Below are 22,096 nucleotides of genomic sequence, written 5' to 3'. Positions count from 1 at the left end.
TAATGCGCGCCTTTTTCGACCCACCTGGATGCACCGATGACCACCTTGCTGGCCCTGGATACCGCCACCGAAGCCTGTTCCGTCGCCCTGTTGCATGACGGCCGCGTGCTCAGTCACTACGAGGTGATCCCGCGCCAGCATGCCCAGCGCCTGCTGCCGATGATCCAGGACCTGCTGGCCGAGGCCGGTGTCGGCCTGTCCGCCCTCGATGCCATCGCCTTCGGCCGTGGCCCTGGTGCCTTCACCGGCGTGCGTATCGCCGTCGGCGTGGTCCAGGGCCTGGCCTTCGCCCTCGATCGCCCGGTGCTGCCGGTTTCCAACCTCGCCGTGCTGGCCCAGCGTGCCCATCGCGAGCAGGGCGTCGACCAGGTGGCCGCCGCCATCGACGCGCGCATGGATGAGGTCTACTGGGGCTGCTACCGCCTGGACGCCGGCGAGATGCGCCTGGCCGGCAGCGAGGCGGTGCTGCCGCCCGAGCGCGCGGCGCTGCCCCGCGACGCCCAGGGCGAGTGGTTCGGTGCCGGCACCGGCTGGGGCACCTTCGCCGCCCGCCTCCCGGTGGCGGTCAGCGGCCAGGCGCCCGACCTGCTGCCCCACGCCCAGGACCTGCTGGCCCTGGCCGCCTTCGCCTGGGCCCGCGGCGAAGCGGTGGTGGCCGACGAAGCGCAGCCGGTTTACCTGCGCGACAACGTCGCCACGCCCAAGGCGCCCCGCTGAGCGGGCTGACCACCGGCAGTGCCGGGCGTCAGGGACGATTGAAAATCCCTGGATGTCCGGCTAGATTCCACCCCATTCGCCGATCCCTTTTCCTGCCTGACTTCCCTTGATGCGCATCGACGGCTTCACCTCATCCATCTCGCTGGATCGCAGCCCCCGCCAGGGCAGCGCGAACACGGCTTTCCGCGAGGTGCAGCGTGAGGTCGAGAGCCGACGCGACGTGCCGGCCACCCCGGCCAGCACCCAGGGCTTCGAGCAGACCGCCCAGCCGCGCAAGGTCGAGGCCAGCAACGCCAGCAGCAACAGCCTGCCGGCCCGCCCCCAGGACATCGCGCAGCAGCGCAACCTGAGCAACCGTGCCTACCAGGCCATCGCCAGCTACGCCTCCACCGCCAGCTTCGCGTCGGAGACCGACGCGCCGGAAGTGCTCGGGCTCGATCTCTACGCCTGATGCTGCCGTACTTCCTCGGCTGCCCGTCCTGGAACGAGCCCGCCTGGCGCGGCAGCTTCTATCCCGCCGACGTGCGCCCCGCCGATACCCTCGAACACTACGCCCGCGTGTTCAATGCGGTGGAAGGCAACACCACCTTCTACGCCAGGCCCTCCGTTGCCACGCTGCAGCTGTGGGCCGAACGCATGCCCGGGCATTTCCGCTTCTGCGCCAAGCTCCCGCGTGACATCAGCCACGAGGGCGACCTGCGCGACCGCATCGGCGCCACCGGTGAGTTCCTGCGCCTGCTCGAGCCCCTGGGTACGCGCGTGGCACCGCTCTGGCTGCAACTGCCGGCGAGCTTCGGGCCGCAGCGCCTGGGCGAGCTGGCGGACTGGCTGGACACCTTTTCCCACCGCGCCATCGCCGTGGAGGTGCGCAACGCCGCATTCTTCGCCCGGGGCGAGGAGGAGAAGGCCCTCAACCGCCTGCTCCACGCGCGTGGGGTGGAACGCATCTGCCTGGACTCGCGGGCCCTGTTCGCCTGCGAATCCGACGACCCGGCGGTGCTCCACGCACAATCGAAGAAGCCCCGCGTGCCGGTGCGCCCGACCGCTTTCAGCGCGTCCCCCCAGGTGCGCTTCATCGGTGGTCCGGACCTCGACGCCAACCAGCGCTACCTCGACCCCTGGCTGGACAAGGTGGCCGACTGGATAGGCGAGGGCCTGGTGCCCCATGTCTTCCTGCACACCCCCGACAACCACCTCGCCGCCGCCCAGGCGCAGCGCTTCCATGCCGGGCTGATGAGCCGCCTGCCGGGCCTGCCGGCCTTGGCCGAGAGCGCCTTCGAGGCGGAATCGACGCAACTCGACCTGCTCTGACGCTGTCACTTTCCCCAAGGCGCGGGTTAAGGTCGGGCCTTTGCAACGAGGGAGTGATGCCATGCCGAACCAGGCCCAACGTGCCGAAACCTTCCGCGCCCTGCACCAGGGCGATGGACTTCTCGTATTGCCGAACCCCTGGGATGCCGGGTCGGCGAAAATGCTCGCCGCCCTGGGCTGCCGAGCCCTGGCCACCACCAGTGCCGGGCTGGCCTTCTCCCTGGGCCGGCGTGACGCCGAAGGCGCGGTGAGCCGCGACGAGGCGCTGGCCAACGCCCGCGCCATCGTCGAAGCCACGTCGCTGCCGGTGGCCGCGGACCTGGAGAACGGCTACGGCGACAGCCCCGAGGCCTGCGCCGAGACCCTCCGCCTCGCCGCCGAGGTCGGCCTGGTAGGCGGCTCGATCGAAGACGCCAGCGGCCGCGCCGATGCGCCCATCTACCCCTTCGAACTGGCCGTCGAGCGCGTGCGCGCCTCGGTGGAGGCGGCGCGCCGCCTGCCGTTCCCCTTCACCTTCGCCGCCCGTGCGGAGAACTTCCTCCACGGGCGCCCCGACCTGGACGACACCATCCGCCGCCTGGTGGCCTATGCCGAGGCCGGTGCCGATGTGCTCTACGCGCCGGGGCTGACCACCCGCGAGCAGATCGTCGAAGTGGTGCGCGCGGTGGCGCCCAAGCCGGTCAACCTGCTGGTGGGGTCGCCCGCCTTGAAGGTGGGCCTGGCGGAGCTGGCCGAGCTCGGCGTCAAGCGCGTCAGCCTGGGCTCCAACCTGGCGCGGGTCGCCTACGGCGCATTCTTCCGCGCGGCTGAGGACCTGCTCTGCGGTGATCTCACGGCCACCCAGCGGGCCATGCCCTTCGACCGCATCAACGACCTGTTCAGGGGCTGAACGGGTGCGCGTGCGCCGGCTGGTCCCCTGGCTGGTCCTGCTGCTGGTGCTCGGTGCACCGCTGGCGGTGTACCAGAAGTGGGTGACGCCGCCGCCGCGCTGGGACCCCTGGGCGCCGCTGGATGTGCGCGAGGCGCCCAACCTGCTGACGCCCTTCAAGCTGATGCGCCTGCAGGCCGACCCGGCGCTGTGCCACCAGGCATTGCAGACCTCCAGCCTGAAGTACGCGGCGCTGCCGGACAGCTCGCCGGCAGCCGGTTGCCCCATCGAGAACAGCGTGCGCCTCAGCGGCTCGGACCTGGCCTTCAGCAGCAGCTTCATCGCCACCTGCGAGGTGGCCGTGGCCTTCGCCCTGTTCGAACGCCACGGGCTGCAACCCGTCGCCCGCGAGCTCTACGGCCAGCCGGTGGCGCGCATCGATCACCTGGGCAGCTTCGCCTGCCGCAACATCGGCGGCACCCAGCGTCGCAGCCAGCACGCCTCGGCCAATGCCCTGGATATCGCCGGTTTCCGCCTGGCCGATGGCCGTCGCATCAGCGTGGCCCGCGACTGGACCGGCGACGACACCGAGGCGCGCTTTCTGCGCCGGGTGCGCGATGCCGCCTGCGAGCACTTCAACACCACCCTGGGGCCGGACTACAACGCTGCGCACCGGGATCACTTCCATGTCGACATGGGCCTGCTGCGCATGTGCCGCTGAGTGCCGTGCACGGGCGCCTGGCGCTGCGCTCTGGCAAAATGCCGCCCATCTTGGAACAACGGATTCGATCGATGAGCGATGAGCGGGAACAGGCCCGGGTACGTGTCGACGCGTTGGCGCCGCAGCACCAGGCGCGCGCGGCCGAGTGGGCGGCGCGGCTCGGGTTGCCCCAGGACGGCGAGGCGGATTTCGCCCTGCAGCTGGGTGACGAGGGCCTGCAGCTGGTGGACCTGTCGCCCCAGGCGCCGGGCCCGGTGCGGGTCGACTTCGTCGAAGGCGCGGCGGCCCATCGTCGCCAGTTCGGCGGTGGCGCCGGGCAGATGATCGCCAAGGCGGTGGGCGTGCAGCCGGGCATCCGCCCGCAGGTGCTGGATGCCACCGCCGGGCTCGGCCGTGACGCCTTCGTGCTCGCCAGCCTGGGCTGCGAGATGGACCTGATCGAGCGCCAGCCGCTGGTCGCGGCGCTGCTGGAAGATGGCCTGGCCCGCGCCTGCGACGATGCCGAGGTGGCGCTCATCGCCGCCCGCATGCGCCTGCACACCGGCAACGCCATCGAACTGATGCAGGGCTGGCAGGGCGAGGCCCCCCAGGTGATCTACCTCGACCCGATGTTCCCGCACCGCGACAAGAGTGCGCTGGTGAAGAAGGAAATGCGCCTGTTCCGCCCGCTGGTGGGCGACGACCTGGACGCCCCGGCGCTGCTCGCCGCCGCCCTGGCACTGGCGACCCACCGGGTGGTGGTGAAGCGCCCGCGCAAGGCGCCGATCATCGAGGGGACCAAGCCCAGCTACGCACTGGAGGGCAAGTCCAGCCGCTACGACATCTATCCGAAGAAGGCCCTGAGCAAGGGCTGATCGCAAGGGAAGGGACTCCATGGACGACGCCATCCGCTGCCCCATCCGCCGCACCCTGGCGCAACTGCCCTGGGTCGGTGATGACCGCGCCGGCGCCCGCCACTGGCTGGCGATGCAACGCGACCCGCTGGCCTGGCTGCAGAACGTGCACGCCGAGCAGCCGGACATGGCGGTCACGCGCATGGGGCTGAGCCGGCTCTGGTGCCTGTTCCACCCCCGGGCGGTGCAGGAGCTGATGGTCGATCACCGCGAGCACCTGAAACGCTGGGAGCCCAGCCTGTGCATGATGCGCCAGTGGAACGGGCGCAGTTTCATGATGCGCGAGGGCGAGCCGGCCCGTGAACGGCGCAAGGAGGTGCGGCCGCATATCGCCGCGCCCGCGCCGGGCGAGATCCTGCGCCTGGCGGAGCGCTGGGGCGAAGGCATCGAGGATGGCGCCGAGCGTGATCTCGACCTGGAAATGGCCGCCTACAGCGTCACCCTCACCGGGCGTGCGCTCTTCGATATCGACCTGGAGAACGACGCCTTCCGCGTGGCCCGCGCGGTGCGCCTGCTGTCGCGGGTGGCGCTGCTGGAAACCAGCACCGGCATCCCCCTGGGGCACTGGTTTCCCAGCAAGCTGTGCCCGCGCAAGCGCTGGGCGCTGGCGCAGCTGCAGGAGGTGGTGGGGCGGTGCGCCGAGCAGTCGACGCGCCCCCTGGCGATGCAGCGCGACGAGCTGGCCACCTTGCTGATGGCGGGGCACCAGTCCACCGGCGCCACCCTGACCTGGGCACAGCTGTTGCTGGCGCAGAACCCGGCGGTGCGCGAGGCGCTGCGGGGCGAACTCAGGGGCCTGGACTGGAACCAGGTGCAGGGCATGGCCGACCTGCGCCAATGCCCGCTGCTGCGGGCGGTGATCCAGGAGAGCCTGCGCATCTACCCGCCAGCCTACGGGCTGGTGCCCCGGCAACTCACGGCGGATGTGGAGGTGTTCGGCCAGGCGCTGAAGAAGGGCGACATCGTCATGCTGTCGAGCTGGATCACCCATCGCGACCCGCGCTGGTTCGAGGCGCCGCTGGAATTCCGCCCGCAGCGCTTCATCGAGCCTTCGACCTGGCCGAAGGGCGCCTACTTCCCCTTCGGGCTGGGGGACCGCGCCTGCCCGGGCACGGCGATGGCGATGATGGACCTGGCGGTGTCGCTGGCCTGGTGGGTCGAGCACTGGGACGTCGAGCCGCTCGGCCCGGTGGAGCCGCAGGGCTGGTTCTCCCTGCGGCCCAGGCGTGCACGGGTCAGGTTCGTGCGGCGGGGGTGATCTCCGTGCCGTAGGCGCGGAGGAACAGCTCCACCACTTCCTGCACGTGCTGCTCGGCCTCTTCACCCTCCAGCGGCGCGCCGCAGCCGATCAGCAGGCGGAAGTTCTGCCCGCCCTTGATCAGGCAGAAGAAGTGCTCGGCGGCGTTGATCGGCTTGTCGATGCGCAGCTTGCCGGTCTTGTCCGCCTGGATCAGCAAGCGTTCCATCTCGTTGAGGATCTGCTGCGGGCCGGCATCGAAGAACAGTTTCGAGAGCTTCGGGTCCTGGTTGCCCAGGGTCACCATCAGGCGGTGCAGCTCGATGGATTCGCTGCTGTTGATCAGCGCCTGGAAACCCATGCCGATGTTGCGTAGCACAGTCTCGATGGTCCCACCCAGGGGCAGTTCGAACAGCAGCTCCGGCAGCTGCTCCATGCACTTGGCCTTCACCGCCGCGGAGAACAGCGTCTCCTTGTCGGTGAAATGGCTGTACACGGTGAGCTTGGAGACCCCGGCCTCGGCGGCGATGGCGTCCATGCTGCTGCCGTCGTAGCCCTTGCTGAGGAACAGCGACTTGGCCGCCTCGAGGATCGCCGCGCGCTTGGCGGGGTCCTTCGGGCGACCGGGGCCGCTGGCTTGTAAAGATTTGTCTGACATTCGCGTTTAAATACTGGACTGGTGAGTTTGCTATTTTTACTATACCCGGCAGTATAAATATTCCAACAGCACTTCGCGAAAGGTCATACACCATGTTCCGCCATGTCCTGCCCCTCGCTCTGCCTCTGACACTCTCTTTGCTCGTCGGTGCCTGCGGCAATGACGAGACCGTCCAGCAATCGATACGCCCGGCCATGGTGGTGCAACCGCAGCCCGCCGGCGACGCGATGGTGACCTACCCGGGCGAAGTGCGCGCCAGGCTGGAGCCGGAACTGGCCTTCCGCATCGGCGGCAAGATCACCCGCCGCCTGGTGGAGGTGGGCGACCGGGTCAAGGCCGAGCAGCCCCTGGCCGAGCTCGACCCTCAGGACGTGCGCCTGCAACTGGAAGCCTCCCGCGCCCAGGTCGCCGCCGCCGAGGCCAACCTCAAGCTGGTGCGTGCCGAGCGCGACCGCTACAAGACGCTGCTGGACCGCAAGCTGATCAGCCAGTCGCAGTTCGACAACGTCGAGAACCAGTACCGCTCAGGCGAAGCGCGGGTGAAACAGATCCAGGCCGAATACAACGTCGCCAGCAACCAGGCGGGCTACGCCGTGTTGCGTGCTTCGCAGAACGGCGTGATCGCCACCCGTCGCGCCGAGGTGGGCCAGGTGGTGGCGGCCGGTCAGACCGTCTTCACCCTGGCCGCCGACGGCGAGCGCGAAGTGCTGATCAGCCTGCCGGAGCATGCCATCGACCGCATCAAGGTCGGCCAGCAGGTCGCCGTCGAACTCTGGTCGCAACCCGACAAGCGCTTCCCCGGGCGCATCCGCGAACTGTCGCCGGCTGCCGACCAGCAGTCGCGCACCTTCGCCGCGCGCATCGCCTTCACCGCCGGCGAGGTGCCCGCCGAACTGGGCCAGAGCGCCCGCGTGTACATCCAGGCCAACGGCGAGGTGCCGCTCTCGGTGCCGCTCTCGGCGCTCACCGCCGAGGCCGGTGCGCCCTACGTCTGGGTGGTGAACCCGGACAGCTCGAAGATCGAACGCCGCCCCGTGCGCGTCGGCCCCTACGGCGAGGACCGGGTGCCGGTGCTCGAAGGCCTGAAGCCCGAGGACTGGGTCGTCGCCGCTGGTGTCCAGGTGCTGCGCGAAGGCCAGGAAGTCCGCCCCGTGGACCGCGCCAACCGCGCGGTGAAGCTGATCGCCAAGGAGTAGGGCCGAGTGAACTTCAACCTTTCCGCCTGGGCGCTGAAGAACCGTCAGATCGTCCTCTACGTCATGCTGTTGCTGGGCATAGTCGGCGCCATCTCCTACACCAAGCTGGGTCAGAGCGAAGACCCGCCCTTCACCTTCAAGGCCATGGTGATCCGCACCAACTGGCCCGGCGCCAGTGCCGAGGAGGTCTCCCGCCAGGTCACCGAGCGCATCGAAAAGAAGCTCATGGAGACCGGCGAGTACGACAAGATCATCTCCTTCTCCCGTCCGGGCGAATCCCAGGTGACGTTCCTCGCCCGTGACTCCATGCACTCGGCACAGATCCCCGAGCTCTGGTACCAGGTGCGCAAGAAGGTCAGCGACATCCGCCACACCTTGCCCCAGGGTATCCAGGGGCCGTTCTTCAACGACGAGTTCGGCACCACCTTCGGCAACATCTATGCGCTGACCGGCGAGGGCTTCGACTACGCCGTGCTCAAGGACTACGCCGACCGCATCCAGCTGCAGCTGCAGCGGGTCAAGGACGTGGGCAAGGTCGAGCTGCTCGGGCTGCAGGACGAGAAGATCTGGATCGAACTCTCCAATACCAAGGCCGCCACCCTCGGCCTGCCGCTGGCCGCCGTGCAGCAGGCGCTGGAGGAGCAGAACGCGGTGGCCGCCGCCGGCTTCTTCGAGACGGCCAGCGACCGCGTGCAGCTTCGCGTCAGCGGGCGCTTCGATTCGGTGAAGGAGATCCGCGACTTCCCCATCCGCGTGGGTGACCGCACTTTCCGTATCGGCGACGTCGCCGACGTGCATCGCGGCTTCAACGACCCGCCGGCGCCGCGCATGCGCTTCATGGGCGAGAACGCCATCGGCCTCGCGGTCTCGATGAAGGCGGGTGGCGACATCCTGATCCTCGGCCAGGCCCTGGAGGGCGAGTTCGCCCGCCTGCAGGAAACCCTCCCGGCCGGCATGCAGCTGCGCAAGGTCTCCGACCAGCCGGCGGCGGTTAAGACCGGCGTGGGCGAGTTCGTCCGCGTGCTCACCGAGGCGCTGATCATCGTGCTGCTGGTGAGCTTCTTCTCCCTGGGCCTGCGCACCGGCCTGGTGGTGGCGTTGTCGATCCCGCTGGTGCTGGCGATGACCTTCGCCGCCATGTACTACCTGGGCATCGGCCTGCACAAGATTTCCCTCGGCGCGCTGGTGCTGGCGCTGGGCCTCTTGGTGGACGACGCGATCATCGCGGTGGAGATGATGGCCATCAAGATGGAGCAGGGCTATGACCGGCTCAAGGCGGCCAGCTACGCCTGGACCAGCACGGCCTTCCCCATGCTCACCGGCACCCTGATCACCGCTGCCGGCTTCCTGCCCATCGCCACCGCGCAATCGGGCACCGGCGAGTACACCCGTTCGATCTTCCAGGTGGTGACCATCGCCCTGCTGGTGTCCTGGGTCGCCGCCGTGGTGTTCGTGCCCTACCTGGGTGACCGGCTGCTGCCCGACCTGGCCAAGCGCCACGCCGAGAAACACGGCGGCAGCGGTGCCCACGATCCCTACGCGACGCCGTTCTACCAGCGCGTACGCCGCGTGGTCGAGTGGTGCGTGCGCCGGCGCAAGACGGTGATCGTCCTCACCCTGGTGGCCTTCGTGGCCTCCATCGCCCTGTTCCGTTTCGTGCCCCAGCAGTTCTTCCCGGCCTCCGGGCGCCTGGAGCTGATGGTCGACCTCAAGCTGGGCGAGGGCTCTTCGCTGAGCAACACCGAGGCCGAGGTGACGCGCCTGGAGAAGCTGATCAAGGAGCACCCGGGTGTGGACAACTACGTGGCCTATGTGGGCACCGGTTCGCCGCGCTTCTACCTGCCGCTGGACCAGCAACTGCCGGCGGCGAGCTTCGCCCAGTTCGTGGTGCTGGCCAAGACCATCGAGGACCGCGAGGCCCTGCGCAGCTGGCTGATCCAGACCCTCAACGACGAGTTCCCCAGCCTGCGCACCCGCGTCTCGCGCCTGGAGAACGGCCCGCCGGTGGGGTACCCGGTGCAGTTCCGCGTTTCCGGCGAGCACATCGACGAGGTCCGCGCCTACGCGCGCAAGGTGGCCGACAAGGTGCGCGAGAACCCCCACGTGGTGAACGTGCACCTGGACTGGGAGGAGCCGAGCAAGGTGGTGCGCCTGAACATCGACCAGGACCGCGCCCGTGCCCTGGGCGTGAGCACCGCCGACCTGTCGCGCTTCCTGCAGAGCTCCCTCACCGGCTCCACGGTCAGCCAGTTCCGCGAGGACAACGAGCTGATCGACATCCTCCTGCGCGGCACCCCGCGCGAGCGCCAGGAGCTGGCCCTGCTGCCGAGCCTGGCGGTGCCCACCGACAGCGGCAAGAGCGTGCCCCTGTCGCAGATCGCCACCCTGGAATACGGCTTCGAGGAAGGCATCATCTGGCACCGCAACCGCCTGCCGACGGTGACCGTGCGCGCCGACATCTACGACAAGTCGCTGCCGGCCAGCCTGGTGACGCAGATCCTGCCGACCCTGGAGCCGATCCGCGCCGAACTGCCCGATGGCTACCTGCTGGACGTGGGCGGCACGGTGGAGGACTCGGCCCGTGGCCAGAAATCGGTGAATGCCGGTGTGCCGCTGTTCATCGTCGTGGTGCTGACGCTGCTGATGCTGCAGCTCAAGAGCTTCTCGCGCTCGGCGATGGTCTTCCTCACCGCGCCCCTGGGGCTGATCGGGGTGACCCTGTTCCTCCTGGTGTTCCGCCAGCCGTTCGGCTTCGTCGCCATGCTCGGCACCATCGCCCTGGCGGGGATGATCATGCGCAACTCGGTGATCCTGGTGGACCAGATCGAGCAGGATATCGCCGCCGGCCTGGACAAGTGGCACGCGATCATCGAAGCCACGGTGCGCCGCTTCCGGCCCATCGTGCTCACCGCCCTGGCGGCGGTACTGGCGATGATCCCGCTGTCGCGCAGCGTGTTCTTCGGCCCGATGGCGGTGGCCATCATGGGCGGCCTGATCGTCGCCACCGCGCTGACCCTGCTGTTCCTGCCGGCGCTCTACGCGGCCTGGTTCCGGGTCAAGGAAGTGCCCAGGGCCTGACGGAAAGGCCATCCGCCTGGGCTCGCTGCGCTCTACCCATCCTACGGTTCCGACGGGCCGTGGGTTGGGCTGAAGTACGAAGCCCAACGTTGCGATGCCAGCCCCGGCACCGCTCGTTGGGCTTCAATCCATCCGTTCATGTCGCCGTCATCCCCGCGAAGGCGGGGACCCACTGGACAGCGCCCCGTAGGGGCTCTCCTCATACATGCCATCCAGCAGCGATGCGAAGTTGCGCTCCACCACCGGGCGCTTGAGCTTCTGCGTGGGCGTCAGTTCGTCCTGTTCCTGGCTGAGCAGGCGCGGCAGCAGCGCCCAGGCCTTGATCCGCTCCACCTGCGACAGCTCGGCGTTGATCGTATCGACGTGCCCCTGCAGCTCCGCCAGCAGCGCCGGTGCCTGCAGCCAGGCCTCGGCGTCGCCCGCCAGTCCCTGGCGTTTCGCCCAGAGGGCCAGGCTTTGCGGCTCCAGGGCGAGGAGGGCGCTGAGGTGCTTGCGGCGGTCGCCGTGCACCAGGGCCTGCTCCACCAGGGGATGCTGCCTGAGGCGCGCCTCGATGGGCGTCGGCGCGATGTTCTTGCCGCCGGCGGTGATGATCAGCTCCTTCTTGCGCCCGGTCAGCCAGAGGTGGCCGGCGGCGTCCAGCCGGCCCAGGTCGCCGGTGCGTAGCCAGCCGTCGAGGGTGAAGGCCTCGGCGGTCTTCTCCGGTTGCTGGAAATAGCCCTGGAACACCTGCGGCCCACGCACCAGCACCTCGCCGTCATCGGCGATGCGCACCTCGACGCCTGGCAGGGGGCGGCCCACCGAGCCGGCCTTGGCCAACCCGGCTTCGTTGCTGGTGAGGAAGGCGGTGGACTCGGACATGCCCCAGCCTTCGCAGAGCGGCACGCCGAGGGCGGTGAAGAAGGCCACCAGTTCGGCATCGAGTGGGGCGCCACCGCTGACCAGGGCGCGGATGCGCGCGCCGAACAGGCGCTGGCGCAGGCCATCCAGTACCAGGCGCCGGGCCAGCAGCAGGCGCAGGCCACCGCGCTGGCGGGCACCGGTGCGCAACGCCCAGTCGAGTAAGCGGCGTTTGCCGGGCGAGAGGGCTTCACGCTGGGCCATGACCGCCCCGTGCAGCTTCTCGAAGAGCCGAGGCACGCTGCCGAAGAAGTCCGGCTGTACCTCGGCGATGGCCCGGGGCACGTCGTTGATGTCCGGCACGTAGGCGGCCTGGGCGCCGCACCAGAGGCGCTGGTACTGGCCGATCACCCGTTCGCCGACATGGGCCATGGGCAGGAAGGCGAGCCCGGTGTAGCGCTGCGGTGGCAACTGGTAGGCGGCGATGGCGGCGAGGAGGTTGCCGTGGCCGAGCATGGCCGCCTTGGGCTCGCCCGTGGTACCGGAGGTGAACACCAGGTTGGCCAGGGACGTGCGGTCCAGTGCCTGCCAGCGTCGACGAATCTGATCGGCCGGTACGTCGTCGCCTGCGGCGATGAAGGCGTCCAGGCCCGCGGGCCCATCGCCGTCGATGGCGACGACGCGCAGGCCCGGCAAGGCCAGGCCCTGTGCCTGTGCCGGTCGCTCGACGAACAGCAGCCGGCAGCTGGCACGCTGCAACTGCTGGGTCGCCTGGGCCGGGGTGAGGCTCGGGTAGAGGCCGACGCTGGTGGCGCCGGCCATGAGTACGGCGAAATCCAGCAGGCTCCACTCCAGGCGGGTGCGGCTCCAGATCGCCACGCGGTCACCAGGGTCGACACCGGCGGCGACCAGGGCCCTGGCCAGGGCCTCGCTGCGGTGGGCCACTTCGCCCCAGTCGAGGCTGCGCCAGGCATCGGCGTGGCGAACCTGGGCGGCGGGCCAGTCTGGCGTGCGCTCGGCGCGCCAGGCGAGGAGGGCGGGGATGCTGGGAAGATCGGCCGGCGGTTGTTGCGTCGTCATCGAACACCTCCTGTACTCGTGGGACGGCGGGGGGCTCAGGGAATGGGCTGGCCCGAGTCGCGCTCCTTCACCGCCTGGGCGAACCCGACTTCCTCGCAACGCGCCTTGAAGCGCACGCCCTCCGGGCTGTGGCGGGTGATGCCGTCGAAGAGTGTGGCGAACATCTGCGTGGTTTCCAGGCCCATGTTGTGGAAGGCCTGGTTGATCATCAGCTTCTGCATCATCAGCTGGTTGCGGGGGATGCCCTGCATGCGCGCGGTCAGTGCTTGCACTGCCGCGTCCAGTTCGGGCAGCGGCACGCTCTGGTAGACCAGGCCCAGGCGCTGGGCTTCGCGGCCGTCGATGAGGTCGCCTGTCAGCAGCATGCGCTTGGCCTTCTCCGGGCCCAGTCGGTAGACCCACATCGCCGTGGTCGGGCAGCCCCAGACCCGCGCCGGCGGGTAGCCGATCACCGCCTCGTCGGCCATCAGGATCAGGTCGCAGCACAGGGCGATGTCGCTGCCGCCAGCCACCGCCGGGCCTTGCACCTTGGCGATCACCGGCTTGTAGCTGCGGAACAGGCTCATGAAGTGCTCGGTGTTCTTCTTCATCAGCGCGTAGTCGACCATCGGGTCCCAGGGCATTTCCTGGCTGCCGTAGATGCCGCGCGGGTTCTCGGCGAAGAACTTCAGGTCGTAGCCGCTGCAGAAGCCCCGCCCGGCCCCGGTGAGGACGATGACGTGCACGGCGTCGTCGGCGTTGGCGCGCAGCACGGCGGCTTCCAGGTCGGCGGGCAGGCGGTCGTCGATGGCGTTGAGACGCTCCGGCCTGTTCAGGGTGAGGGTGGCGATGCGGCCGTCGACCGCGTAGTGGACGGTGGAGTCGGTCATGGGAATGCTCCGTTGGTTTTTATTGGATCGGGGCTTGGCGTGTCGGGAGAAATAAGTAAACTGAATTCACTTTTTCTGTCCAGCGCTTTATCGAGAACCCCATGACCGATCTTTCCCCCAAGGCCCAGAGAACCCGCACCAGCCTGCTGGACGCCGCCCGTGACGAGTTGCTCGAACTCGGTGGCGGCCTTGAGGTGGGGCGCGTGGCGGAGCGGGCCGGCGTCTCGGTCGGCCTGATCTACCGTTACTTCGCCTCCCGCGCCGGGCTGCTGGCGGCGGTGGCGGAGGACTTCCACGACCGCTACCAGGCCGAGGTGATGGCGGCCGATCCGCTGCCGGGCGCCGAGGACTGGTGCAGCCGCGAGGAGCAACGGGTGCGCCGCGCGGTGCAGTTCTTCTATGCCGAGCCCCTGGCACCGCTGCTTTTGGTGAGCCTGGCGCGGGAGCCGGAGGTGGCCGCGCTGGAGGCCCGGCGCATCACCGAGAACGTTCGCCAGGGTGCCGACAACATCCGTCGTGGCCAGGCCGCCGGGCAGCTGAATGCGGGCCTCGACCCGGAGCTGGTCTCGGCGATGATCCTCGGCGGCATGCACCAGGCGTTGCTGGAGGCGCTTGGCCGCTCGCCGCGTCCGCCGGCGGAGCAGCTGTCACGGCAGCTCTGGCATTTCATCCGTGGCGCCCTGGCGCCACTCCAGCCGACATGACGACAAGAAGAAGAGGCAGGCATGCAGCACGCGACCCAGGTTGAATTGCTGAGGAAGGCATTGGCGCTGGCCGAACAGGGCGTTTCCGATTGCCTGGAGATGCCCTCGTCCCTGGCGGTGGACAGCTACCTCGACGAGGCGCGCCATCGGCGTGAGCGGGACGAGGTTTTGCGCCGTGAGCCACTGCTGGTGGCGCGCTCCAGCGAGGTGGCGGCGGGGCGCTTCATCACCCGCGACCTGTTGGCGCCGCTGCTGCTGGTGCGTGACGAGGCCGGGCGGCTGCGCGGCTTTCTCAACGTCTGCAAGCACCGTGGCACGCAACTGGTGGCCGAGCCCGATGGGGCCAACCGGGTCTTCGTCTGCCCCTACCACGCCTGGGCCTACAACCCGGACGGGCAGTTGCGCGGCATCCCCCACGGCTACGGGTTCGAGGGCGTCGAGCGCGGCTGCCTGAACCTCACCGAGGTGCCGGTGGCCGAGTGTTTCGGTGCCATCTGGGCGCGGCACTCGCCGGGCCCGGCATTGGACATGCCGGCGTTCTTCGGCCCCGAGCTGATGGCCGATTTCGTAAGCTTCGGCCTGGACGACCACGTGGTCTTCGACCCGCGCGACATCCGCCGGCCGGTGAACTGGAAGCTGACCATCGACACCTTCCTGGAGAACTACCATGTGGCCAAGGCGCACCAGGCCACGATCGACCACCTGTTCTGGCCAAACCTGGGGCTGTTCGAGCGTTTCGGCCGGCACATCCGCAACTACTACGTGAAGCGCAACCTGCGCGAGGTGCAGGCGCGGCCCGAATCCGAGTGGGACCTGCGCCGCCACGGCAACCTGCTGTATTTCCTCTGGCCCAACACCCTGGTGTTGGTGGAGCCGGACCACATCGACTTCTCCAGCGTGTTCCCCGATGGCCCGCTGGCGACACGGGTGCTTGGCCACACGCTGCTGGCCGAGGAACCGGTGACGGAGAAGGCCCAGCGCTATTTCGAGAAGAACAACGAGATCCTCTATGCGGCCCTGGAGGAAGACTTCGCCATGGCCGCGCGGGTGCAGGAAGGCATCCGCGCCGGCGCCAGCGACCGCCTCTGGCATGGGCGCTACGAACAGGCGTTGCGCTGGTTCCACCAGGGCCTGGACGAGGCGCTGGGGGATGTGCGGGTGGCCGTGGTGGGGCGGGTTTGATCGCGTGCGCGGTGGAGTCCAGGCATGAACCTGTGCCGCGTTCGACTCCGCCTGGTGGAGGTAAAGAGCGACCTCCACCCTGCACAGCGGTGATGAGCCTGCCTTTGTGGGAGCGAATTCATTCGCGATCAGGCCACTAGGCAGTCTCGGATGTTTGTCCGTTGGGCCTCGCTGCGCTCGGCGCCAACCTACGGATGCATGAAAAAGCCCGGCGCATGGCCGGGCTTTTTCGTTTCGGGCCGAGGCTCAGAGCACGCCGAAGACCTTCTTCGCCAGGCCGGTGGCTGCGGCAGCGGGGTTCTTGCGGATGCTGGCCTCCTGCTCGGCGATCATCTTGAACAGGCCGTCGAGGGCTTCCTCGGTCACGTAGCTCTCGATGTTGGCGCTCTTGGCGTCGACCACGCCGAAGCTCGCGGCCTGGCCGGCGAAGCTGTTGTACTGCTTGGCCAGGCCGACCTGGTCGGTCGCCTTCTTGACGATGGGCAGGAACCTGGCGCGCAGTTGTTCGCGGCTGGTCTTGTTCAGGTACTGGGTCGCGGAATCCTCGGGGCCGGAGAGGATGCCCTTGGCGTCCTGCACGGTCATCTTCTTCACCGCGTCCACCAGCAGCGCCTGGGCTTCCGGCACCGCCGCTTCGGCGGCCTTGTTCATGCTGGCTTCCAGTTGGTCGACCTGGGCACCCATGCCCATCATCTTCATGGTCTTGGCGGCCTTGCCGAGCTTGCCCGGCAGCTCGATGCGCACCTCGGGGTTCTCGCTGAAGCCGCCCGGCTTGCCGAGCTGCTGCACGGCGACCTTGGCGCCCTGGGTGAGGGCGTCCTTGAGGCCGCCACTGGCGTCCTGCTGGCTGAGGTCGCTGAGGGAGAGGGCGAAGGCGCTGGCGGAGAGGGCGAGGCCGGCGACCAGGGTGGTGAGTCGGAACATGGCGGCATCCTTGTGGCGGGAAAGCGGTTGTCAGGGAACGGCGTCGACCTTGATGCGCAGGGGCTGCGGGTCGCTGCCGTCGAGTTTAACCGAGTGGCGCCCGGTGCTGATGAACAGCAGCTTGCCGTCGCGCTCGATGCGGGCGCTCACCGCGTAGCTGTGGCCGGGCTGCAGGTTGGCCGGGTCGTAGCTGAGCTGGAAGGGCAGGGGCGCCTGCCCCTCGACGCGGCCCTGCTGGTAGGCCAGTTCACGGGCGGGGGCGTCGGCCAGCGAGACATCCTGCAGCGAGACACGCAAGGTGGCGTCCGGCGGCAGGGCGCTGCGTTGCAGGTAGTAGACCTCGCCGTTCAGGTGCTCCTGGGACGGTGGCTGGACGGTGGTGCAGGCGACGAGCAAGGCGCTGGCGAGCAGCAGGCTGGGCGATTTCATGGGGCCTCGTGGTCCGTTGGCGGCGATAGACACACTATAGAAGCGAGGGCGCGGGGGTACAGCACCCGTGCGCCCGGTTCGGATCATCCACCGTCGGTGTAGGCCTTCGAGACCGGCGCTCGCTCCTGCAGCGCGCGGCTGAGTTCCCGGAGGCGCCGCTGGGCGCTGACCAGTTGCTCCAGTCGCTGCGCCATGCTCCGGCCACGCTGGCGCTGCGCCGCCTCGCGCTCGGCCAGGCTGGATTCCCGGCGCTCCAGTTCCGCTTCGCGCCTGGCCAGTTCGCGGGCCTGTTGCTGGAGCCGCTCCATGCGCTGGACGAGCTCGCTTTCCAGGCGCTGCAGGTGCGCCGCGCGGCCGCTTGCCGCGGGCGGCGCGGCCTTGCCTGGCGCCGCGGCGATGTTCCAGGTGCCGTGCTCCTGCTCGCGATGGGCCTTGCCGGTGACTGCCATGAGCCGCTCCAGCGCGTCGCGGTCGAGCAGCACCGTGCGGTGCTCCTCCACGCGGCTCGGTTCCAGGGGCTGGATCAGCGGCAGCGCCTTGAGGTTCAGCAGGTGGAATTCCAGCGCGTGCTGGCGCGGGCTCATGAGGAGCGCTCCCGGGTCAGCGCCTTGAGCACCCGTTTCACCTGGCTCCAGTGGTGGTCCTCGATGGCGTTCAGGCTGTAGCCCTCGGGGTGGAGGGTGAGTTCGGCGATGTAGGCCTTGCAGCGGCGGCCGGGCTGGGGTTCATCGAGGGTATAGAGAAGGAAGTCGCGCTCCAGGGCGGCGATCCCGAAACAGCATAGGATGGCGGCGTTGAGCGCCTGGCCGTCGGCGTTCTGGATGGGGATTGATCTGAGCAGCATGGTCGGCATCGTCCTCGTGGAAGGAGTCCTGCTGGGCGCAGGCCGGCCATGGTACTGAGCGGGCACGAGGAGGCCGTTCGGCACGCTCCCCAGCGGCGTGTAGGCGAGTTCCCTAAATGTTCGGAGGAGGAGGGGGTCGGCCCCGGGCGGGGCCGGCCAGGGGATCAACCCGCGTCGACCGGCGCTTCGGTCTCGGCTTCGCCCTGGCGTTCCAGCGCGACCTGGCGGATCGACAGGCGGATCTCCGCCGGCAGCACGCGCTTGGCGGCGCCCTCGGCAAGATCCCCCAGGGCGGGGTGGTAGCTGAGCTTGCCGGCTTCGTCCTGGCGCAGTACGCGCTGGTCGAGCAGGGTCTGGATGAAGTGGCGGAACAGGCTCTTGTCGAAGAACTCCGGGGCGTTGAGGCCGTGGAGGATGGACAGGCGCTGGGCCATCACGGTGCACAGGTCCTCGAGCTCTTCGGCCGTCAGTTGGTTCTGCCCGGCGTTGAGCAGCAGGGCGATGGCCATGTAGAAGCGCTGCAGGGTCTGGGCGATGGCACGCGAGAGCAGGGTCAGCAGCACGAACTGGCGCGAGCTGGGTGCGGGACGCACGTAGGTGTCGTTCTCGAACTTCAGCAACCCCTGGTCGACGAAGGCGGCCAGCCACTGGTCGACCACGGTGTCCAGCTCGTCCAGGTTCCAGCGGATGAACAGCTCGGCCTGCAGGTAGGGGTAAAGGGCGCGGGTGTAGCGCAGGATCTGCTCGCGGCTGCTGCGTCCGCTGCTCTGGAAGAAGCTCGCGAGCAGCGCCGGCAGGGCGAAGATGTGCAGCACGTTGTTGCGGTAGTAGGTCATCAGGACGGCGTTCTGCTCGTCCAGGTAGAGGATCTTGCCCAGGGCGTCCTTCTGCTCGGCGAGCAGGTTCATGCTCTGCACGTACTGGATCAGCGCCTGGCCATCGCCTTCCGGCAGGGTGGCGTGGGGCGAGTAGGGCACTGCGCGCAGCAGGGCCAGGTAGAGGTCGAGCACGCGGGTGAGGGCACGTTCGTCCAGCGCCAGGCGGCTGGTGGAAAGCAGCGCCAGGGCGACCAGGTTGACCGGGTTGATCGCCGCCGCGTCGTTGAGGTGGCGGGCGACGCGGGTGGCCAGGCGGTTGGTGGTCTCGTTGAGCCATTGCGGCCGGAACTGCGGGCCCAGCTCCTGCTCACGCCAGTTGGGCTGCTCCTGGTCGAGGAACTCGGCCAGTTTGATGGGCTCGCCGAAGTTCACCGCAACGCTGCCGAAGCGCAGCTTCAGGGCGCCGATGACTTTGAAGATGTCGAAGATCGATTCCTTCTTCTTGCTCGCGCCACGCAGCTCGCCCAGGTAGGTGCGGCCTTCCAGCACGCGTTCGTAGCCGATGTAGACCGGGACGAATACCACGGGCAGGCGTGAGGAGCGCAAGAAGCTGCGCAGGGTGATGGCCAGCATGCCGGTCTTGGGGTGGAGCATGCGTCCGGTGCGCGAACGCCCGCCCTCGACGAAGTACTCCACCGGGAAGCCACGGCTGAACAGGGTGTGCAGGTATTCGTTGAACACCGCGGTGTAGAGCGGGTTGCCCTTGAAGGTGCGGCGCATGAAGAAGGCGCCGCCCCGGCGCAGCAGGCCGCCGATCACCGGCATGTTGAGATTGATGCCGGCGGCGATGTGCGGCGGGGTCAGGCCGTTGCGGAACAGCAGGTAGGAGAGCAGCAGGTAGTCGATGTGGCTGCGGTGGCAGGGCACGTAGATGACCTCGTGGCCCTGGGCGATGTCCTGCACGCCTTCGATGTGGTTGACCTTGATGCCCTCGTAGAGCTTGTTCCAGAACCAGGACAGCACCACTTCGAGGAAGCGGATGGCGGTATAGGCGAAGTCCGAGGCGATCTCGTTGCCGTACTTCAGCGCCTGGGCCTCGGCCTTGGCCGGGCTGATCTTCTCGCGCTCGGCTTCCTCGGCGATGGCCTGGCGCACCAGGTCCGAGTGCACCAGCCCCTTCACCAGGTTGCGGCGATGGGAGAGGTCCGGGCCGATTACCGCGGTCTTCTGGTTGCGGAAGTGCACCCGCAGGATGCGTTGCACCATGCGCTGGGTGCGTTCCGGGCCCTTGTCCTGGGCGATCAGCTCGCGCAGGTGGATCGGGGCGGAGAACTGCACGCGGGTCTTGCGCCCGAGGATGAGGATGCTGACCAGTTTGCGCAGGCGTCCGGTGACGGCCCAGCTGTCGGCGAACAGCAGCTTCCAGGGGCTGGTTTCGCGGTCCGGGGACTGGCCCCAGAACACGGTGACCGGAATGATCTGCGCGTCATCCACGGCGTGCTGCTGGATGGCGTCGAGCACCCGCACCAGGGTGGGCGAGGTGCCGCGCTTGTCCTGGCCGCCGAACCAGCCGGGCTCGGGGGTCAGGTAGAAGAAGGCCGCGGGTTCCAGGGTGTCCCCCACCGCCACCGGCAGCACCGGGCGGGGCAGTCCGGCCTTGGTGCATTCCCGGTCCACCACCGCCAGGTCGCTGGCCGAGGGTTGCTGGAGCACATAGAGCACCGGCTTGCTGCGGTCGAGCTTGAGGGTGAAGGCGGACTGGTTGATGGTCTCCGAGCGCACCCACAGGTAGAGGAGGCGGCGCAGGGTACCGAAGGCCAGGCGGCGGAAGGGCGAGCGGGTCATACGAAGTCTGTAGTCGAACGAGCGAATGCTCGGGGCGGCTAGTTTGCCGTATTCGCCACCGGGTCGCAAAAAGCCTCTGACTGTCCGAAATCGAGGGGCTGATCGCGAAACTTGCGGAATCTTCTGCTGTCTTGCATTGCCGCTGGGGGACTCCTTATATTCCGCCGGCGTTTGCAAGGCCCCCGCGGCCCGCATGGCCGGGGGCTTTTCCCTTTGGGGTAGAGGCCATGATCGAAATAAAACAACTGACCAAGCGTTTCGCACAGCACACCGTCGTCGACGGCCTGTCCTTCGGCGTCGAGCCGGGGGAAGTGCTCGGCTTCCTCGGCCCGAACGGCGCCGGCAAGTCCACCACCATGAAGATGCTCACCGGGTTCCTCGCGCCGACCTCCGGCACCGCGACCGTCCTCGGCTTCGACGTCCAGACCCAGACCCTCAAGGCCCAGCGGCAGATCGGCTACCTGCCCGAGGGTGCGCCCTGCTATGGCGACATGACGGTGCGCGGCTTCCTCGAATTCATCGCCGAGGTGCGCGGCTTCCGCGGTGCCGAGAAGCGGGAGCGGGTGTCCCGCGCCGCCGGCCTGGTGGAGCTGGACAAGGTCCTGGGGCAGTCCATCGAGACTCTGTCCAAGGGCTTCAAGCGCCGCGTGGGGCTGGCCCAGGCCATCCTCCACGATCCGCGCGTGCTGATCCTCGACGAGCCCACCGATGGCCTCGATCCCAACCAGAAGCACCAGGTGCGGCAACTGATCCAGAGCCTGGCGCAGGACAAGATCGTGATCATTTCCACCCACATCCTCGAAGAGGTGGCGGCGGTGTGCACCCGCGCGGTGGTGATCGCCGCCGGCAAGCTGGTGGCCGATGGCACGCCGTATGAGCTGGAGAGCCGTTCGCGCTACCACCAGGCGGTGACCCTGGTGGCCGACGAGCCCCTGGATGCGCTGGCCCTGGCGGTACTGCCGGGCGTCGCCGGTGTCGAGGAGAACCCCCTGGGCGGCGGCCTGACGGTGCTGGCCAAGCCCGGCGAGGTGATCTTCCCGCAGGTCAACCAACTGATCCACCAGCGTGGCTGGAAGGTCAAGGAGCTGGATGTCGAGCGGGGCCGCCTGGATGAAGTGTTCCGCAGCCTGACCCGGGGAGAAGCGGCATGAAGCAGTTGCCGGTCATATTCAAGCGCGAGCTGGCGAGCTACTTCGCCACGCCGCTGGCCTATGTGTTCATCGTGATCTTCCTGGTGCTGTCCGGGGTCTTCACCTTCTACCTGGGCGGTTTCTTCGAGAGCGGCCAGGCGAGCCTGGCGCCCTTCTTCAACTTCCACCCCTGGCTCTACCTGTTCCTGGTGCCGGCCATCGCCATGCGCCTGTGGGCGGAGGAGCGCAAGTCCGGCTCCATTGAGCTGCTGATGACCCTGCCGATCACCCGCTTCGAGGCGGTCACCGGCAAGTTCCTCGCTGCCTGGGTCTTTGCCGGCCTGGCGCTGCTGCTGACCTTCCCCATGGTGCTCACCGTCAACTACCTGGGCGAGCCGGACAACGGCGCCATCGTCACCGGCTACATCGGCAGCTGGCTGCTGGCGGGGGCGTACCTGGCCATCGGCTCGTGCATGTCGGCCCTGGCCAAGAACCAGGTGATCGCCTTCATCCTCGCCGTGGTCATGTGTTTCCTGTTCATCGTCAGCGGCTTCCCGCTGGTGCTCGACGCCTTCAGCGCCTGGGCCCCGCAATGGCTGCTGGACGCGGTCGCCTCGCTGAGCTTCCTGACCCGCTTCGAGGCCATCAGCAAGGGCGTGATCGATGCGCGCGACCTGCTGTATTTCGTCACCCTGATCGCCGCGTGGCTGGCCGCCACCGCCGTGGTGGTCGATCTGAAGAAGGCCGACTGA

General features: G+C 68.5%; 21 protein-coding genes. 13 read left to right on the top strand and 8 right to left on the bottom strand.

Annotated elements, in window-relative coordinates; genetic code table 11:
- Positions 1-36 precede the first annotated feature (36 nt).
- From tsaB to WFQ67_RS05645, 7 genes are all read left to right on the top strand, one after another.
- A complete protein-coding gene (gene tsaB, locus WFQ67_RS05675; protein WP_213625946.1) occupies positions 37-717 on the top strand; it encodes a tRNA (adenosine(37)-N6)-threonylcarbamoyltransferase complex dimerization subunit type 1 TsaB in 681 nt (226 codons plus the stop codon).
- Between the two features lie 109 nt (positions 718-826).
- On the top strand, positions 827-1,168 hold the full coding sequence (locus WFQ67_RS05670; protein ID WP_337056363.1) for a hypothetical protein: 342 nt from the start codon (positions 827-829) through the stop codon (positions 1,166-1,168).
- Positions 1,168-2,028, top strand: a complete 861-nt coding sequence (locus WFQ67_RS05665) for a DUF72 domain-containing protein (protein ID WP_213625944.1) — start codon at positions 1,168-1,170, stop codon at positions 2,026-2,028. The genes WFQ67_RS05670 and WFQ67_RS05665 overlap by 1 nt, the downstream gene beginning before the upstream one ends.
- Positions 2,029-2,089: 61 nt before the next feature.
- The gene (locus WFQ67_RS05660; protein WP_337056362.1) at positions 2,090-2,917 is read left to right on the top strand and encodes an isocitrate lyase/PEP mutase family protein; all 828 of its coding nucleotides are present in this window, start codon (positions 2,090-2,092) and stop codon (positions 2,915-2,917) included.
- A gap of 4 nt (positions 2,918-2,921) precedes the next feature.
- Entirely contained in the window at positions 2,922-3,617 is a 696-nt protein-coding gene (locus tag WFQ67_RS05655; protein WP_442969571.1) for an extensin-like domain-containing protein, read from the top strand.
- A gap of 71 nt (positions 3,618-3,688) precedes the next feature.
- Positions 3,689-4,471 (top strand): class I SAM-dependent methyltransferase, encoded by a 783-nt coding sequence (locus tag WFQ67_RS05650; protein WP_213625941.1) that lies wholly within the window; start codon positions 3,689-3,691, stop codon positions 4,469-4,471.
- A 19-nt stretch (positions 4,472-4,490) separates the two neighbouring features.
- Positions 4,491-5,768 (top strand): cytochrome P450, encoded by a 1,278-nt coding sequence (locus WFQ67_RS05645; protein ID WP_337056361.1) that lies wholly within the window; start codon positions 4,491-4,493, stop codon positions 5,766-5,768.
- Here the strand turns inward: WFQ67_RS05645 and WFQ67_RS05640 are convergent.
- On the bottom strand, positions 5,746-6,405 hold the full coding sequence (locus WFQ67_RS05640) for a TetR/AcrR family transcriptional regulator (RefSeq protein WP_337056360.1): 660 nt from the start codon (positions 6,403-6,405) through the stop codon (positions 5,746-5,748). The two genes, WFQ67_RS05645 and WFQ67_RS05640, sit on opposite strands and share 23 nt — an antisense overlap.
- A 92-nt stretch (positions 6,406-6,497) precedes the next feature.
- Here WFQ67_RS05640 and WFQ67_RS05635 point away from each other — a divergent pair, with 92 nt between their 5' ends.
- Complete coding sequence (locus tag WFQ67_RS05635) at positions 6,498-7,601, top strand: efflux RND transporter periplasmic adaptor subunit (RefSeq protein ID WP_213625938.1); 1,104 nt, start codon at positions 6,498-6,500, stop codon at positions 7,599-7,601.
- Positions 7,602-7,607: 6 nt separating this feature from the next.
- Entirely contained in the window at positions 7,608-10,679 is a 3,072-nt protein-coding gene (locus WFQ67_RS05630; protein ID WP_213625937.1) for an efflux RND transporter permease subunit, read from the top strand.
- Positions 10,680-10,826: 147 nt separating this feature from the next.
- Here the strand turns inward: WFQ67_RS05630 and WFQ67_RS05625 are convergent, their stop codons facing one another.
- Together WFQ67_RS05625 and WFQ67_RS05620 are read right to left on the bottom strand one after the other, a co-directional pair.
- Positions 10,827-12,599: an AMP-dependent synthetase/ligase gene (locus WFQ67_RS05625; protein WP_337056359.1), complete on the bottom strand. Its 1,773-nt coding sequence runs from the start codon at positions 12,597-12,599 to the stop codon at positions 10,827-10,829.
- A gap of 35 nt (positions 12,600-12,634) precedes the next feature.
- The gene (locus WFQ67_RS05620; RefSeq protein WP_337056358.1) at positions 12,635-13,468 is read right to left on the bottom strand and encodes a crotonase/enoyl-CoA hydratase family protein; all 834 of its coding nucleotides are present in this window, start codon (positions 13,466-13,468) and stop codon (positions 12,635-12,637) included.
- A gap of 101 nt (positions 13,469-13,569) precedes the next feature.
- Here WFQ67_RS05620 and WFQ67_RS05615 point away from each other — a divergent pair, with 101 nt between their 5' ends.
- Together WFQ67_RS05615 and WFQ67_RS05610 are read left to right on the top strand one after the other, a co-directional pair.
- Positions 13,570-14,172 (top strand): TetR/AcrR family transcriptional regulator, encoded by a 603-nt coding sequence (locus WFQ67_RS05615; protein ID WP_213625935.1) that lies wholly within the window; start codon positions 13,570-13,572, stop codon positions 14,170-14,172.
- 21 nt (positions 14,173-14,193) lie between these two features.
- The gene (locus WFQ67_RS05610) at positions 14,194-15,354 is read left to right on the top strand and encodes an aromatic ring-hydroxylating oxygenase subunit alpha (RefSeq protein ID WP_213625934.1); all 1,161 of its coding nucleotides are present in this window, start codon (positions 14,194-14,196) and stop codon (positions 15,352-15,354) included.
- Positions 15,355-15,600: 246 nt separating this feature from the next.
- Here WFQ67_RS05610 and WFQ67_RS05605 read toward each other — a convergent pair whose 3' ends face one another.
- The 5 genes from WFQ67_RS05605 to plsB all read right to left on the bottom strand — a co-directional run bounded on the left by WFQ67_RS05605 (position 15,601) and on the right by plsB (position 20,214).
- Positions 15,601-16,278 (bottom strand): DUF4197 domain-containing protein, encoded by a 678-nt coding sequence (locus WFQ67_RS05605; protein ID WP_111261695.1) that lies wholly within the window; start codon positions 16,276-16,278, stop codon positions 15,601-15,603.
- A 30-nt stretch (positions 16,279-16,308) separates the two neighbouring features.
- Complete coding sequence (locus WFQ67_RS05600; protein ID WP_213625932.1) at positions 16,309-16,707, bottom strand: YbaY family lipoprotein; 399 nt, start codon at positions 16,705-16,707, stop codon at positions 16,309-16,311.
- 83 nt (positions 16,708-16,790) lie between these two features.
- Complete coding sequence (locus WFQ67_RS05595) at positions 16,791-17,291, bottom strand: hypothetical protein (protein ID WP_337056357.1); 501 nt, start codon at positions 17,289-17,291, stop codon at positions 16,791-16,793.
- Positions 17,288-17,551 carry a hypothetical protein gene (locus WFQ67_RS05590; protein WP_213625930.1) on the bottom strand — a complete coding sequence of 88 codons (264 nt, stop codon included), beginning with the start codon at positions 17,549-17,551 and terminating at the stop codon, positions 17,288-17,290. Before WFQ67_RS05590 ends, WFQ67_RS05595 begins: the two co-directional genes overlap by 4 nt.
- 164 nt (positions 17,552-17,715) lie before the next feature.
- Positions 17,716-20,214, bottom strand: a complete 2,499-nt coding sequence (gene plsB, locus WFQ67_RS05585) for a glycerol-3-phosphate 1-O-acyltransferase PlsB (protein ID WP_213625929.1) — start codon at positions 20,212-20,214, stop codon at positions 17,716-17,718.
- Positions 20,215-20,441: 227 nt separating this feature from the next.
- Between plsB and WFQ67_RS05580 the strand changes: the two genes are divergently transcribed.
- Together WFQ67_RS05580 and WFQ67_RS05575 are read left to right on the top strand one after the other, a co-directional pair.
- A complete protein-coding gene (locus WFQ67_RS05580) occupies positions 20,442-21,365 on the top strand; it encodes an ABC transporter ATP-binding protein (RefSeq protein ID WP_213625928.1) in 924 nt (307 codons plus the stop codon).
- Positions 21,362-22,096, top strand: coding sequence for an ABC transporter permease subunit (locus WFQ67_RS05575; RefSeq protein WP_337056356.1), 735 nt, complete (start codon positions 21,362-21,364; stop codon positions 22,094-22,096). The genes WFQ67_RS05580 and WFQ67_RS05575 overlap by 4 nt, the downstream gene beginning before the upstream one ends.

Origin of the sequence: Pseudomonas sp. USHLN015 (genome assembly GCF_037153275.1) — a bacterium.
Lineage (GTDB): Bacteria > Pseudomonadota > Gammaproteobacteria > Pseudomonadales > Pseudomonadaceae > Metapseudomonas > Metapseudomonas tohonis.
Note: the sequence above shows the minus strand (reverse complement) of the source record. Positions and strands in the feature narration are given on the sequence as shown.

Excerpts from the sequence above, each read along its gene's own strand:
- tsaB (WP_213625946.1), top strand. The coding sequence starts at position 37 with ATGACCACCTTGCTGGCCCTGGATACCGCCACCGAAGCCTGTTCCGTC.
- WFQ67_RS05670 (WP_337056363.1), top strand. The coding sequence starts at position 827 with ATGCGCATCGACGGCTTCACCTCATCCATCTCGCTGGATCGCAGCCCC.
- WFQ67_RS05665 (WP_213625944.1), top strand. The coding sequence starts at position 1,168 with ATGCTGCCGTACTTCCTCGGCTGCCCGTCCTGGAACGAGCCCGCCTGG.
- WFQ67_RS05660 (WP_337056362.1), top strand. The coding sequence starts at position 2,090 with ATGCCGAACCAGGCCCAACGTGCCGAAACCTTCCGCGCCCTGCACCAG.
- WFQ67_RS05650 (WP_213625941.1), top strand. The coding sequence starts at position 3,689 with ATGAGCGATGAGCGGGAACAGGCCCGGGTACGTGTCGACGCGTTGGCG.
- WFQ67_RS05645 (WP_337056361.1), top strand. The coding sequence starts at position 4,491 with ATGGACGACGCCATCCGCTGCCCCATCCGCCGCACCCTGGCGCAACTG.
- WFQ67_RS05640 (WP_337056360.1), bottom strand. The coding sequence starts at position 6,405 with ATGTCAGACAAATCTTTACAAGCCAGCGGCCCCGGTCGCCCGAAGGAC.
- WFQ67_RS05635 (WP_213625938.1), top strand. The coding sequence starts at position 6,498 with ATGTTCCGCCATGTCCTGCCCCTCGCTCTGCCTCTGACACTCTCTTTG.
- WFQ67_RS05625 (WP_337056359.1), bottom strand. The coding sequence starts at position 12,599 with ATGACGACGCAACAACCGCCGGCCGATCTTCCCAGCATCCCCGCCCTC.
- WFQ67_RS05620 (WP_337056358.1), bottom strand. The coding sequence starts at position 13,468 with ATGACCGACTCCACCGTCCACTACGCGGTCGACGGCCGCATCGCCACC.
- WFQ67_RS05615 (WP_213625935.1), top strand. The coding sequence starts at position 13,570 with ATGACCGATCTTTCCCCCAAGGCCCAGAGAACCCGCACCAGCCTGCTG.
- WFQ67_RS05610 (WP_213625934.1), top strand. The coding sequence starts at position 14,194 with ATGCAGCACGCGACCCAGGTTGAATTGCTGAGGAAGGCATTGGCGCTG.
- WFQ67_RS05605 (WP_111261695.1), bottom strand. The coding sequence starts at position 16,278 with ATGTTCCGACTCACCACCCTGGTCGCCGGCCTCGCCCTCTCCGCCAGC.
- WFQ67_RS05600 (WP_213625932.1), bottom strand. The coding sequence starts at position 16,707 with ATGAAATCGCCCAGCCTGCTGCTCGCCAGCGCCTTGCTCGTCGCCTGC.
- WFQ67_RS05595 (WP_337056357.1), bottom strand. The coding sequence starts at position 17,291 with ATGAGCCCGCGCCAGCACGCGCTGGAATTCCACCTGCTGAACCTCAAG.
- WFQ67_RS05590 (WP_213625930.1), bottom strand. The coding sequence starts at position 17,551 with ATGCTGCTCAGATCAATCCCCATCCAGAACGCCGACGGCCAGGCGCTC.
- plsB (WP_213625929.1), bottom strand. The coding sequence starts at position 20,214 with ATGACCCGCTCGCCCTTCCGCCGCCTGGCCTTCGGTACCCTGCGCCGC.
- WFQ67_RS05580 (WP_213625928.1), top strand. The coding sequence starts at position 20,442 with ATGATCGAAATAAAACAACTGACCAAGCGTTTCGCACAGCACACCGTC.
- WFQ67_RS05575 (WP_337056356.1), top strand. The coding sequence starts at position 21,362 with ATGAAGCAGTTGCCGGTCATATTCAAGCGCGAGCTGGCGAGCTACTTC.